At 71.7% G+C, this 12,762-nt stretch carries 14 protein-coding genes; 9 read left to right on the forward strand and 5 right to left on the reverse strand.

The genetic code is table 11. The features are described 5' to 3' along the window. Positions 1-43: 43 nt before the first annotated feature. Positions 44-562, reverse strand: coding sequence for a MarR family winged helix-turn-helix transcriptional regulator (locus tag QQX10_RS00560; RefSeq protein WP_301144238.1), 519 nt, complete (start codon positions 560-562; stop codon positions 44-46). Between the two features lie 115 nt (positions 563-677). Here QQX10_RS00560 and QQX10_RS00565 point away from each other — a divergent pair, with 115 nt between their 5' ends. From QQX10_RS00565 to QQX10_RS00595, 7 genes are all read left to right on the forward strand, one after another. Beyond that, positions 678-827 carry a hypothetical protein gene (locus QQX10_RS00565; RefSeq protein ID WP_301144239.1) on the forward strand — a complete coding sequence of 50 codons (150 nt, stop codon included), beginning with the start codon at positions 678-680 and terminating at the stop codon, positions 825-827. A 22-nt stretch (positions 828-849) separates the two neighbouring features. Further along, on the forward strand, positions 850-1,470 hold the full coding sequence (locus QQX10_RS00570; protein WP_301144240.1) for a CDP-alcohol phosphatidyltransferase family protein: 621 nt from the start codon (positions 850-852) through the stop codon (positions 1,468-1,470). Positions 1,471-1,510: 40 nt separating this feature from the next. Next, positions 1,511-1,933 carry an FHA domain-containing protein gene (locus tag QQX10_RS00575; protein WP_436968538.1) on the forward strand — a complete coding sequence of 141 codons (423 nt, stop codon included), beginning with the start codon at positions 1,511-1,513 and terminating at the stop codon, positions 1,931-1,933. Positions 1,934-1,940: 7 nt separating this feature from the next. Continuing rightward, a complete protein-coding gene (ftsR, locus tag QQX10_RS00580) occupies positions 1,941-2,678 on the forward strand; it encodes a transcriptional regulator FtsR (RefSeq protein WP_301144242.1) in 738 nt (245 codons plus the stop codon). A gap of 89 nt (positions 2,679-2,767) precedes the next feature. Beyond that, the gene (locus QQX10_RS00585; RefSeq protein ID WP_301144243.1) at positions 2,768-3,334 is read left to right on the forward strand and encodes a MerR family transcriptional regulator; all 567 of its coding nucleotides are present in this window, start codon (positions 2,768-2,770) and stop codon (positions 3,332-3,334) included. Positions 3,335-3,483: 149 nt separating this feature from the next. After that, positions 3,484-6,891: a pyruvate carboxylase gene (locus QQX10_RS00590; RefSeq protein WP_301144245.1), complete on the forward strand. Its 3,408-nt coding sequence runs from the start codon at positions 3,484-3,486 to the stop codon at positions 6,889-6,891. Between the two features lie 80 nt (positions 6,892-6,971). Then, the gene (locus QQX10_RS00595) at positions 6,972-7,469 is read left to right on the forward strand and encodes a flavodoxin domain-containing protein (protein ID WP_301144246.1); all 498 of its coding nucleotides are present in this window, start codon (positions 6,972-6,974) and stop codon (positions 7,467-7,469) included. A gap of 64 nt (positions 7,470-7,533) precedes the next feature. Here the strand turns inward: QQX10_RS00595 and QQX10_RS00600 are convergent, their stop codons facing one another. Further along, the gene (locus QQX10_RS00600) at positions 7,534-8,004 is read right to left on the reverse strand and encodes a hypothetical protein (RefSeq protein WP_301144247.1); all 471 of its coding nucleotides are present in this window, start codon (positions 8,002-8,004) and stop codon (positions 7,534-7,536) included. 230 nt (positions 8,005-8,234) lie between these two features. Here QQX10_RS00600 and QQX10_RS00605 point away from each other — a divergent pair, with 230 nt between their 5' ends. Beyond that, positions 8,235-8,369 (forward strand): hypothetical protein, encoded by a 135-nt coding sequence (locus tag QQX10_RS00605; RefSeq protein ID WP_301144248.1) that lies wholly within the window; start codon positions 8,235-8,237, stop codon positions 8,367-8,369. 15 nt (positions 8,370-8,384) lie between these two features. Here QQX10_RS00605 and QQX10_RS00610 read toward each other — a convergent pair whose 3' ends face one another. From QQX10_RS00610 to QQX10_RS00620, 3 genes are all read right to left on the reverse strand, one after another. Further along, entirely contained in the window at positions 8,385-8,975 is a 591-nt protein-coding gene (locus tag QQX10_RS00610) for a hypothetical protein (protein ID WP_301144249.1), read from the reverse strand. 22 nt (positions 8,976-8,997) lie between these two features. After that, positions 8,998-9,696: an N-formylglutamate amidohydrolase gene (locus tag QQX10_RS00615; RefSeq protein ID WP_301144250.1), complete on the reverse strand. Its 699-nt coding sequence runs from the start codon at positions 9,694-9,696 to the stop codon at positions 8,998-9,000. A gap of 229 nt (positions 9,697-9,925) precedes the next feature. Continuing rightward, the gene (locus QQX10_RS00620; RefSeq protein ID WP_301144252.1) at positions 9,926-12,289 is read right to left on the reverse strand and encodes an ATP-binding cassette domain-containing protein; all 2,364 of its coding nucleotides are present in this window, start codon (positions 12,287-12,289) and stop codon (positions 9,926-9,928) included. 137 nt (positions 12,290-12,426) lie between these two features. Between QQX10_RS00620 and QQX10_RS00625 the strand changes: the two genes are divergently transcribed. Further along, a complete protein-coding gene (locus QQX10_RS00625) occupies positions 12,427-12,759 on the forward strand; it encodes an RNA polymerase-binding protein RbpA (protein WP_301144253.1) in 333 nt (110 codons plus the stop codon). Positions 12,760-12,762: the final 3 nt, after the last annotated feature.

Raw genomic sequence — 12,762 nt, forward strand, 5'->3', positions numbered from 1 at the left:
GGACAAGCCTAGGCGGGCGACGGGGCCGCGAGGGACGCGGGTGTCACCGTGCGGTCGGCTGGGCGACCCCGAGCGAGACCGCGAGACGGTCGATCTCGACGCGGCAGGTGCTGAGGGGGTTGCCGTCGAGCACGCGCATCGCCGTGCGGGCGAGCGCGTCCGTCTCCTCGGGCTCGAGGATGTCCGTGAGCGCCGCCCGGACGGCGTCCGCGTGCACGCGCTGAGCGGCGGCCGCCTTGAGCCGGCCCTGCGAGCGGATCTCGACCCACGTGCCGCGCAGGTCCTCGTGGCACGTCACGCGGGACACGAGGTCGCGCGCCTCCATGCGTGAGACGTGGTGCGAGGTGCGGGACTTCTCCCAGCCGAGCATCTCGCCGAGCTCGCCGGCGCGCATGCGTCCGTCCTCCGACCGCGCGAGGGCGGAGAGGATCTCGAAGTCGGGGACCGAGATGCCGACCGAGGCCTGGAGCCGCTGCTCCAGGATCCCCTGCAGGCGGCGACCCATCAGGGTGAGCGCGCGCCAGAGCGCGGTCTCGCGCTCGTCGGCGGCAGGAGTGGTCACGCCTCCATCGTACGGGGGCGCGGCAGGCGTGTCACCGCGCCGCGCGCTGCGGTGGTCGCCGCCGCGGCTCCGGCATAGGCTGGAGACGTCCCTCAGGCAGCGATGGAGGTGCACGATGGGCGAGCAGAGCGTGACGGACACGCGGCACTACCGTTTCGAGCAGATCAGGGCGCGGGAGCTCGCGCGCGGGGCGTCCGAGGACGAGGCCGCGAGGATCGCGGCGGAGACCGTGGACAAGGTCGCCGAGGAGGCATCCGACTCCTGAGCACGCTCGTAGACTGTCGCGCGTGAGCGACGAGTCGAGCGTGGAGGACGGTGCCGCGACCCGTGCCACGGGTGAGCCGCGGGACCAGGTGTGGACCGTGCCCAACCTGATCAGCACGGTCCGGATCGTGCTGATCGTCGTGTTCGTCGTGCTCCTCGCGGGGCGCCACGACGGTTGGGCGATCGCCGCGCTGATCGGTGCGGGCGTGTCCGACTTCCTCGACGGCTATCTCGCGCGCCGGTGGGATCAGGTGACGCGGCTCGGCCGCATCCTCGATCCCGCCGCCGACCGGCTGCTCACGTTGGCGGTGGTGATCGGCCTCGCCGCGCGCGGCGTCATCCCGTGGTGGCTGACAGCAGTGCTGCTCACGCGCGACGCCGTGGTCGGCGTGGCGCTGCTGGTCGCTCGTGCGCGCGGCGCGGAGTCCTCGCAGGTCACCCTCGTGGGCAAGGCGGCGACCTTCGGGCTCTACGTGTTCCTGCCCTGGGCCTACATCGCCTTCCTGGCCGAGTGGCCGATCGCCTGGACCGTGTTCTTCGTCGGCACGCTCGCCGCCACGGTGCTGTACTGGGTGTCGGGGGTCGGGTACGTGGTCGATCTCGTGAATCGGTCGCGCGCCACCGTTCCTCCGGCGGGGGCGTGAGCCCTAGGATGGGGATCGTCCGATGGCAGGAGGAGGCGTCATGACGTACGACGAGAGCCCCGTCGAGAGGACCATGTCCCTCGACTCGGCCGCCCCGGTCGACGAGGGCGTGCCGCACCGCCTGAGCGCCCAGGACCAGGCCGCGGTCGACGCGCTCGGTCCGGACCACGCGCTGCTGATCGTGCACCACGGCCCGAACATGGGCGCACGGTTCCTGCTCGACGTCGACATCACCACGGCGGGCCGCTCGGTGAAGTCGGACATCTTCCTCGACGACGTCACCGTCAGCCGCGAGCACGCCCAGTTCATCCGCGACGGCGTGGAGTTCTACGTGCGCGATCACGGCTCGCTCAACGGCACCTACGTCAACCGCGAGAGCGTCTCCGAGCGTCGGCTGGCCGCGGGCGACGAGGTGCAGATCGGCAAGTACCGCCTCACCTTCTATCCGGGTGCCCGGGGCTGATCCCCGCATGGCCTCGGCCGCCGGCGACGCCGCCGCATCGTCCCCACGCGCCGTAGCGCCGTCCTCTCCCGAGCCGCTGGTCGGGACCTGGCCGCACGCGCTCTCGCACGAGCCCATGCTCCGCGTCAGCGACGTGCTCGCGCTCGTGCAGCGGAGCTTCCCGACGCTGACGACGTCGAAGCTGCGGTTCCTCGACTCCCATGGCCTGGTGTGCCCGCAGCGCACGCCGTCGGGATACCGGCAGTACTCCCCGGCGGACGTCGAGCGCGTGCGATTCGTGCTCCGGCAGCAGCGTGACCACTACCGCCCGCTCACGGTGATCAAGGAGCAGCTCGACGCGCTCGACAGCGGCCGTCTGCACGAGCCGGTCACGCTCCAGGAGATCGGCGAGGCGCCCTCGGACTACCTGAGCGCCGCGGAGGTCGCGGAGCGCGGGGGAGTGTCGGTGGACGTGCTGGGCGAGCTCGAGCGCGCCGGTCTGGTCGCCGCCACCGTGCCCGACGGCTACGAGCCGGCCGTGCTCGACGTCGTGGTCGCCGCATCCGCGTACCTGGCGGCGGGCGGGGACGTGCGCGCGCTCCGCACGCTGGTGCTCGCCGCGCGGCGCGAGGCTGATCGTGCGGACGATGCGGCGGCCCCGTTGCGGCGCCGGGGCGGGGGAGAGGCGGACGCCCGTGCCGCCGAGTTCGGAGAGGCCGCGATCGCCGTGTTCTCCGCGTCCGTGCGGCTTCGCGTGGGAGGATGAGGGAAGCGGCGCGCGACACGGCCCGCGGTCGTTGACCCGGCCTCGGTCGAGCCCTAACGTTGAAGTCAAGGTTGAACCTAGGAGGAGCGATGACCGACGAGTCCGGCCGCGGCGTGACCCGGCTCGACCAGGGCATCCTCTTCGACGACGGCCTCGCGCACCTCGACGAGAACGCGGGCTACCGCGGACCCACCGCATGCAAGGCCGCGGGGATCACCTACCGTCAGCTCGACTACTGGGCGCGCACCGGCCTGGTGGAGCCCAGCGTGCGGTCCGCCACGGGGTCGGGGACCCAGCGCCTGTACGGCTTCCGGGACATCCTCGTCCTGCGCGTGGTGAAGCGCCTGCTCGACTCCGGCGTCTCGCTCCAGCAGATCCGTTCGGCTGTCTCGCACCTGCGCGAGCGCGGGGTCGAGGACCTCTCACGGATCACCTTGATGTCGGACGGCGCGTCCGTGTACGAGTGCACGTCGGACGACGAGGTCATCGACCTGGTGCAGGGCGGCCAGGGCGTCTTCGGCATCGCTCTCGGCAAGGTCTGGCGCGAGCTCGAGGGTTCGCTCCTGGCGCTGCCCGCCGACCGGCCGGAGGACCTCGAGACCGTGGGCGCCGACGACCTGGCGGAGCGTCGCGCCCGTCGTTCCCAGGCCGGCTGACGCCGGCGTCCACACGCCCGCACCGGGCGGCGCGTCGTCGCGCGCCCCGGCGCCCCCACCCGCACGTCCCGCCATGTGAGACGCCCCGCACCGCGGCTGACTCGGCACCCGAAACCTGGCAGGATGTCCCCAACGTCGAAGGGAAGCAGATGTTCGCCAAAGTCCTCGTGGCAAACCGCGCAGAGATCGCCGTCAGGGCCTTCAGGGCCGCATTCGAGAACGGTGCCCGCACAGTCGCGGTGTTCCCGCACGAGGATCGGATGTCCGAGCACCGCGTCAAGGCCGACGAGGCCTACCAGATCGGCGAGGAGGGACACCCGGTCAAGGCGTACCTCGACATCGAGTCGATCCTCGAGGTCGCCAAGCAGGCCGGCGCCGACGCGATCTACCCGGGCTACGGCTTCCTGTCCGAGAACGTGGACTTCGCGCGCCGCTGCGCCGAGGAGGGCGTGACCTTCATCGGCCCGCCGCCGGAGGTGCTGGCGAAGGCCGGCGACAAGGTCGCCGCGCTCAAGGCGGCCCGCGACGCCGGCGTGCCCGTGCTGGACTCCTCGGAGCCCTCGCGTGACCCCGAGTTCATCATCGCCGAGGCCGACCGCATCGGCTACCCGGTCTTCGTCAAGGCCGTCGCGGGCGGCGGCGGTCGCGGCATGCGCCGCGTCGAGCGCCCCGAGGACCTGCCGGAGCTGCTCGCCTCGGCGATGCGCGAGGCCGAGAACGCGTTCGGCGACCCGACGGTGTTCCTCGAGCAGGCCGTCCTGGGCCCGCGCCACATCGAGGTGCAGATCCTCGCGGACGCCGAGGGCAACGTCATCCACCTCTTCGAGCGCGACTGCTCGGTGCAGCGCCGCCACCAGAAGGTGATCGAGATCGCGCCCGCGCCCGCGCTCGACCCGGCGATCCGCGACGCGCTCTGCGCGGATGCGGTGAAGTTCGCCACCAGCCTCGGCTACGTGAACGCCGGCACCGTCGAGTTCCTGGTCGCCACCGAGGGCGAGCGCGCCGGCCAGCACGTCTTCATCGAGATGAACCCGCGCATCCAGGTCGAGCACACCGTGACCGAGGAGGTCACCGGCGTCGACCTGGTGAGCTCGCAGATGCGGATCGCCTCCGGCGAGACGCTCGAGGACCTCGGCCTGCGCCAGGACAACGTCCGCGTCACGGGCTTCGCGGTGCAGACCCGCGTCACCACCGAGGACCCCGCCAACGGCTTCCTCCCCGACACCGGGCGCATCGTCGCCTACCGCTCGCCCGGCGGCGCCGGTGTCCGCCTCGACGGCGCGACCGGTATGGCCGGCAACACCATCACGGGCCACTTCGACTCGATGCTGGTGAAGCTCACGTGCCGCGGCTACAACTTCGAGACCGCGATCACGCGCGCCGAGCGCGCGCTCGCCGAGTTCCGCATCCGCGGCGTCACCAACAACATCAAGTTCCTCCGCAACGTGCTCTCCTCGGCCGAGTTCCGCGCCGGCGGCGTCACCACCGCGTTCATCGACCAGCACCCCGAGCTGCTCCAGGTGGGGGAGAACCAGGACCGCTCGTCGAAGCTGCTCGCGTTCCTGGGCCACACCACGGTGAACCGGCCCCACGGCGAGCACGCGGAGGCCGTGGTGCGTCCCGGCGACAAGCTGCCCGCGATCGACCTCGAGGCCGAGCCGCCGGCGGGCTCGCGTCAGCGACTGCTCGAGCTGGGGCCGGAGGGCTTCGCCAAGGCGCTGCGCGAGCAGGAGGCGCTCGCCGTCACCGAGACCACCATGCGGGACGCGCACCAGTCGCTGCTCGCGACCCGCGTGCGCACCTACGACCTGCTCGCCGCGGCCGGCCATACGGCCCGCATGACGCCCGAGCTGCTGTCGGTCGAGTGCTGGGGCGGCGCAACCTACGACGTGTCCATGCGCTTCCTGTCCGAGGACCCGTGGATCCGCCTCACGGACCTGCGCGCCAAGATGCCGAACATCGCGCTGCAGATGCTGCTGCGCGGGCGGAACACGGTCGGCTACACGCCCTACCCCGACGAGGTCGCCGTGGCGTTCGTCGAGGAGGCTGCGGCCACCGGCATCGACATCTTCCGCATCTTCGACGCCCTCAACGACGTCGAGCAGATGCGTCCCGCGATCGAGGCCGTCCGGGGCACCGGCACCGCGATCGCCGAGGCGACGCTTTGCTACACGGGCAACATGATCTCGCCCGAGGAGAAGCTGTACACGCTCGACTACTACCTCAACCTCGCCGACTCGCTGGTCGAGGCCGGCGCGCACATGCTGGCGATCAAGGACATGGCGGGCCTGCTGCGCCCGGCGGCCGCGTACGTCCTCGTGAGCGAGCTCCGCAAGCGGTTCGACCTGCCGATCCACCTGCACACGCATGACACGGCCGGCGGCCAGATCGGCACGCTGCTCGCGGCGGCCGAGGCCGGGGTCGACGCGGTCGACGTCGCGAACGCGGCGATGGCCGGCACCACGTCGCAGCCCCCGATGTCGGCGCTCGTCGCCGCCCTGGAGCACACCCAGCGCGACACCGGGATCGCCCTCGCCGCGGCGCAGGACCTGGAGCCGTACTGGGAGTCCGTGCGACGCCTGTACTCGCCGTTCGAGTCCGGACTGCCGGGCCCGACGGGGCGCGTGTACCACCACGAGATCCCGGGCGGCCAGCTCTCCAACCTGCGTCAGCAGGCGATCTCGCTGGGCCTGGCGGACAAGTTCGAGGCGATCGAGGACATGTACGCGGCCGCCAACCGGATCCTCGGCAACCTCGTCAAGGTCACGCCGTCCTCGAAGGTGGTCGGCGACCTCGCCCTGCACCTGGTCGCGAACGATGCGGACCCCGCGGACTTCGAGGAGAACCCGGACAAGTACGACCTGCCCGACTCCGTCATCGGCTTCCTCGCCGGCGAGCTCGGCGACCCGCCGGGCGGCTGGCCCGAGCCGTTCCGCAGCAAGGCCCTGCAGGGCCGCGATGTCACGCGCACGCTGCCCGAGCTCAGCGAGGACGACCGCGAGGTGCTGGCGGTCGCCGGCCCGGACCGCCGGCGTCGTCTCAACCACCTGCTGTTCCCGGGACCGGCCAAGGAGTTCGACAAGGCGGTGGACACGTACGGCGACATCTCCGTCATCGATACGTTCCACTACCTGTACGGCCTCACGGTCGGCAGCGGCGAGGAGGCCGTGATCGAGCTGCACCGGGGTGTGCGGATCATCGCGACCATCGAGGCCGTCGGCGAGCCCGACGACCACGGCGAGCGCACCGTGATCTTCAACTTCAACGGCCAGATCCGCCCGATCCAGGTGCGCGACCTGTCCGCCAAGATCGAGGTGGTCCAGCGCGAGAAGGCCGATGCCTCCAAGCCCGGGCACATCGCGTCGCCGTTCACCGGGCTGGTGACGCCCCGCGTGTCGGAGGGCGACCAGGTCGAGGCCGGTCAGACGGTCGCCGTGATCGAGGCCATGAAGATGGAGTCCTCGATCACCACGCCCGTGGCCGGCACGGTCGCGCGCGTCGTCATCGACTCGTCGGAGGCGCTCGGCGGCGGCGACCTGGTGCTCGTGGTCGAATAGGCTGGTGCGGGACCATCGTCCCGTCGCCCGTCCGAGGGCTGCCGGGACCATGGACTGGCCCATCCGAGAAGGAGGACATCATGAAGGTGCTCGTCGCTGTCGGCTCGAAGTACGGAGCCACCCGCGAGGTCGCCACCCGCATCGCCGAGGACATCCGTGCCCACGGCTTCGAGGTCGACCTTCTGGATGCCTGCGACGTGCAGGGGATCCAGTACTACGAGGCCGTCATCATCGGCTCGGCGGTGTACGGCGGCCTCTGGCGCCGCGACGCCTCGGCGCTCATCAAGCAGCACCGTGACGAGCTGATCGCGAAGGACGTCTGGCTGTTCTCGGTCGGCATGGAGACCGTCGTGAAGCCCGGGCAGCCGCTCGACGAGTCCGACGGCTTCGCCCGCGAGGTCCAGGCGCACGACCACGCCCGTTTCCCGGGCGCCATCAACTGGGACCGCCTGAACGTGGGGGAGAAGGCCCTGATCAAGGCGCTCAACCCCCCGATGGGCGACTTCCGGGACTTCACCGCGGTCCGCGAGTGGACCGAGCGCGTCGCCGCCAAGCTCGAGGAGCTCGCCGCCGCGTAGCGCGCGCCGCCCCTGCGATGCGAGAGGGCCGCTCCCCGCAGGGGGGAGCGGCCCTCTCGCATGATCACCGGTGTCGGGGGCGGGCGGAGGCGGTCCTGGACCGCCGTGCGGCGGCGCGCACCATGGCGTCGTCGTCCGCCGCGAGCACGGCGAGCCGCTCACCATGCATCCGGGGGCTCCGGGCGGCGGCGAGGCGCACGATCCGGTCGCCATGATCGGACAGCGTCTCGATCGCCTCGGTGGTCGCGGAGGGGTTGCGGGCGAGGGCGGCGCAGACCTCCTGATCGCCGTACAGCGCGACCTCGCGCATGGTCCGCGACGCCAGACCGGCGTGGGCGGCGGCGGCGGCGCGCACCTCGGGGTCGTCGTCGGCGACGAGCCTCGACAGGATCACCGCGGGGCACTCGGGGTCGAGCGCGGCGGCGAGCCTCGCGTCAGGGGAGGGGTCCACCGAGAGCAGCACCAGGTCCGCCAGGCGGTCGGCCCAGACGCGGGTGTCGACGGAGGATCCGGAGCGGTGCACGATGGGGGACATACCGCCAATCTATGACCGTACGGGCGCGCTCGCCAGGGACCAACGAACTAGATATCTGGTGTAACACAAGTATTGTCCTACGCCAACTACGCGTGACTCGGTCGCGGCGCGTCGTGACCGTCGACGGGGGTGGAGCACCCGCGCCGCGATAAACTGGAGGTGGTCCCCACACCCGGCGACGAGGCCGGTGAGATCCATCGCGCCTCGCCGCATGACTCGATGGAGCGCACATGTTCATCGTCGCGGCCGCGGGGGCCACCGCCTCCCAGACCCCGCCCGGATTCTTCTTCATGGTCGCGGTGCTCGCCGCGGGCGCGATCGCCTCCGTGGCGGTCGCGTGGAGGAACCATCACCCGCGCCGTTGAGCATGCGCGGGGGCGTCACCCGCAGGACTCGTAGGCCGCGCGGGTCACGTCCACGTGCAGCTGGGCGTGTCCGGCGTACTCGCGCGCGAGGTCCAGGTCGCCGGCTTCGAGCGTGAGCGTGGCCCAGCCGACGACGCGCTGGGGATGAGACGGCAGCGAGGGGAACGTGTTCCCGCCGGGGGCCCACGCGTCGATCGCCTCGAGCATGATGTCCCACCGCTCCCGCGGGTCCTCCCAGGAGCCGCCCAGCACGTCGGCGTCGACGCAGGCGTTGAGCGCGGGCGGGCCCGCGAGGCCGGAGGAGCCGTCGAGCCCCGGAAGCACTCCGGTCGCGGGATCCACCCCGAGGGAGCCGTCGCCGTCGCCGTCCCCGTAGAGGGGCCCCGCGGGACCCACGACGAGGTTGCGCGCGTCCTCCGCGGCCGCGTGCGCCTCGGCGACGGTAGCGGCCTCACGCCACGAGCCGACCGCCACGTCGAGCGCGTCGAGCCGTGCGGCGATCGCCGAGGGGATCGCGGTCGAGGCGGGTTCCGCGTCGTCGGGCACCTGTGCCGAGCACGCCGCCAGCAAGGCAGCCGTCGCGAGCGTCAGGAGGAGCCGTCTCATCGCCACACGGTACCGCCGACGGTCAGGCCGCGGCGCGGAGGCCCGCGTCGACGGCGCCGAGCGCCCTGGCCAGGGCGGCCGCGCCCGGGGCGGCGTCCGCGTCGCGAGGGCTGCGCCACCGCGCGGCGACCTCGATCTGCAGGCCGGCGAGCCCGAGGTGCCGCTGCGCGAGGTGCGTGACCGTGTAGTGGGGGCGCGCGTCGAACGGCGCGTCGACCGCCACGTCGAAGTCCTCGAGCTCGTGGCGGAGGACCTCGACCGCGAGCAGCTCGAGCGGTCCGGGCCGCGGCCCGGTGCCCAGGCAGAAGTCGGGACCGTGGTGATCGCCCATGCCATGGATGTCCACCACCATGCGGGCCGGAGGCCGCAACTCCCTGAGATGGCGGGCGAACGGGTCGTCCCGCTCGTCCCAGGAGTCCCACGGTGCGTGAGCCCGGGCGGAGACGACCGCGGAGACATCGGCGAGCTCCCCGGCCAGCAGCGTGAGCGAGCCCGTGTGGAGGTCGGCCTGCTTCATCGCGCCGGCGCGATAGTGGCGCGTGCCGTGCGGGGCGCTGAGCACGAGCGCGCTGTCGCGGTCGACGTGGAGCGCGGCGTCCTCGTCGCCGTCGCGCGCGTCCTCCCGGGCGACCCGGAACCGTGCGTCGATCGCGCGCCACCGCGAGGAGACATCCGGCTCGCGCGCCTCGAGCGCGACGGGATCGAGTTCGTGCGTCGTCACCAGGTCTCCAGCCTTCTCAGGGTGGTGCTCACGGGTTCTGCTGGCGTTACCGTACCGCGATACTGCTTATATGTGTGGGTGCGCCGCGCCCGGTGACGCGTGGGCGTCCAACACAGCACGCCTGACGTCCGGGCGAGCGGACGCGCCTGAGGGGGAAGGGGCTCACCCGCCCGCCCCGCGTGCGAACTGACATAATGCACATTATCGGCATCACGCGCAGAGCGTGGCGTCACGCCCCGACGTAGCGCGCGAGGTGCTCACCGGTGAGCGTCGACCGGTCTGCCACCAGCGCCGTGGGCGTGCCCTCGAAGACCACCCGGCCGCCGTCGTGACCCGCGCCCGGTCCGAGGTCGATGATCCAGTCCGCGTGCGCCATGACCGCCTGATGGTGCTCGATGACGATCACGGTCCGGCCGGCGTCGACGAGCCTGTCCAGCAGCCCGAGCAGGTTGTCGACGTCCGCCAGGTGCAGGCCCGTGGTCGGCTCGTCCAGGATGTACACGTCGCCGCGCTCGGCCATGCGTGCCGCGAGGCGCAGCCGCTGCCGCTCGCCGCCCGACAGCGACGTCAGCTCCTGGCCCAGCTTGACATAACCGAGACCCACATCCACCAGCCGCGCCGCGATGGCCGCCGCGGCCGGCACCCGCGCATCGTCCCGGAGGAAGAACTCCGCCGCCTCCGCCGCCGGCATCTCGAGGACGTCCACGATCGAGCGTCCGCCCAGCGTGTGCGCGAGCACGGCGGCCTGGAAGCGCCGGCCCTCGCAGACTTCGCACGGCGTCTCCACCGTGTCCATCGGCCCCAGGTCGGTGTAGATGACCCCGGCGCCGTTGCACGCCGGGCAGGCCCCCTCCGAGTTCGCACTGAACAGCGCGGGCTTCACGCCGTTGGCCTTCGCGAATGCCTTGCGCACGGGTTCCAGCAGGCCCGTGTAGGTCGCGGGATTCGAGCGCCGCGATCCCTTGATCGCCGACTGGTCGATCGCCACCACGCCCTCGCGCCCCGCGACCGACCCGTGGATGAGCGAGCTCTTGCCCGAGCCCGCGACTCCCGTGACCACCACGAGCACGCCCGTGGGCACATCGACGTCGACGTCGCGCAGGTTGTGCGACGATGCGCCGCGGACCTGGATGGCGCCGGTCGGCCTGCGCACAGCCTCCTTGAGCGCCGCGCGGTGGTCGAGGTGACCTCCGGTGAGGGTGCCGGAGGCGCGCAATCCGGAGAGATCTCCCTGGTAGACCACCTCTCCCCCGCTGCCACCCGCGCCCGGGCCCATGTCGACCACATGGTCGGCGATCGCGATGGCCTCCGGCTTGTGCTCGACCACCAGCACCGTGTTGCCTTTGTCGCGCAGCTGCAGGAGCAGGCGGTTCATCGACTCGATGTCGTGCGGATGCAGGCCGATCGTGGGCTCGTCGAACACGTACGTCACGTCGGTGAGCGCCGACCCGAGGTGCCGGATCATCCGCGTGCGCTGCGACTCCCCTCCCGAGAGCGTCCCGGCGGGACGGTCGAGGGACAGGTAGCCGAGCCCGATCTCGACGAACGCGTCCAGCAGGGCGCGCAGGCCCTCGAGCAGCGGCGCCGCCTCGGGCGCGTCGATCGTCCCCGCCCAGGCCGCGAGGTCCGTGATCTGCATCGCGCAGGCGTCCGCGATGCTCACGCCGTCGATACGGGAGCCGCGGGCGCCGTCGTTGAGACGGGTGCCCGCGCAGTCCGGGCACGTCGTGAACGCCACCGCTCGCTCCACGAAAGCCCTGATGTGGGGCTGCATCGCCTCGAGGTCCTTGGAGAGCATGGACTTCTGGATCTTCGGGATCAGGCCCTCGTATGTCATGTTGATGCCCGCGATCTTGACCTTGGTGGGCGCCTTGTACAGGAGGCTGTCGCGCTCGCGCTCCGAGTAGTCCCGGAGCGGCTTGTCGGGGTCGAGGAAGCCCGACTCGGTGTACATGCGCACCGCCCATCCGTCGGCGGTGTACCCCGGCACGGTGATGGCGCCCTCGGCCAGGGACCGCGAGTCGTCGAGGATCTGCGTCAGGTCGATGTCGTCGACCCGGCCCATGCCCTCGCAGCGGGCGCACATCCCGCCGACCAGGGTGTACTCGCGCTTCTGCGCCTGCGTCGAGGCGCCCTTCGCGACCTTCACGCTGCCGACGCCCGTCGACGAGGCGACGTTGAAGGAGTAGGCCTGCGGCGACGGCAGCCGGGGCTCGGCCAGGCGGCTGAACAGGATCCGCAGCATCGCGTTCGCGTCCGTGGCGGTGCCGACGGTGGACCGCGAGTTTGCCCCCATGCGCTCCTGCGACACGGTGATCGCGGTGGTGAGGCCCTCGAGGAGATCGACCTCGGGACGCGCCATGGTCGGCATGAAGTTCTGAACGAACGCCGAGTACGTCTCGTTGATCATCCGGCGGGACTCGGCCGCGATGGTGTCGAACACCAGCGAGCTCTTGCCGGAGCCCGACACCCCGGTGAACACCGTGAGACGCCGCTTGGGAAGGTCGAGCGAGACGTCCTTGAGGTTGTTCTCGCGCGCTCCCCGCACGCGGATCGCGTCGTGAGCATCCGCCGGATGCGTCGGACCTGCCATGAGCCGCTCCCCTCCCCCGTGCCGTCGGGCACGGCGTCAGTATGGTCCACCGGGCCCGCCGCGCGCGCCAGGAACAACGTCATGCAACCGTACGTTGACCCCTGTGTGCAGGATCTACCTGCGAGAAGGAGGCAGACATGGCTGATCGCGCACTGCGTGGCATGCGGCTGGGCACCCAGAGCATGGAGTCGATCCACCACGCCGAGCTGGCGGAGCGGGTCGAGGTCCACTACGACTGCCCCAACGGGCACGTGGTCTCGATGCCGTTCTCGGTGGAGGCCGACGTCCCCCTGTCGTGGGAGTGCCACTGCGGCGCCCTCGCGCTCCTGCGGGACGGCAACCAGCCCGAGGCCAAGGACGTCAAGCCGCAGCGCACCCACTGGGACATGCTGCTCGAGCGGCGCACCATCCCCGAGCTCGAGGAGCTCCTGGAGGAGCGTCTCGAGCTCCTGCGGGCGAGCCGCCGCTAGGCG

Origin of the sequence: Demequina lignilytica (assembly GCF_030418305.1) — a bacterium.
Classification (GTDB): domain Bacteria; phylum Actinomycetota; class Actinomycetes; order Actinomycetales; family Demequinaceae; genus Demequina; species Demequina lignilytica.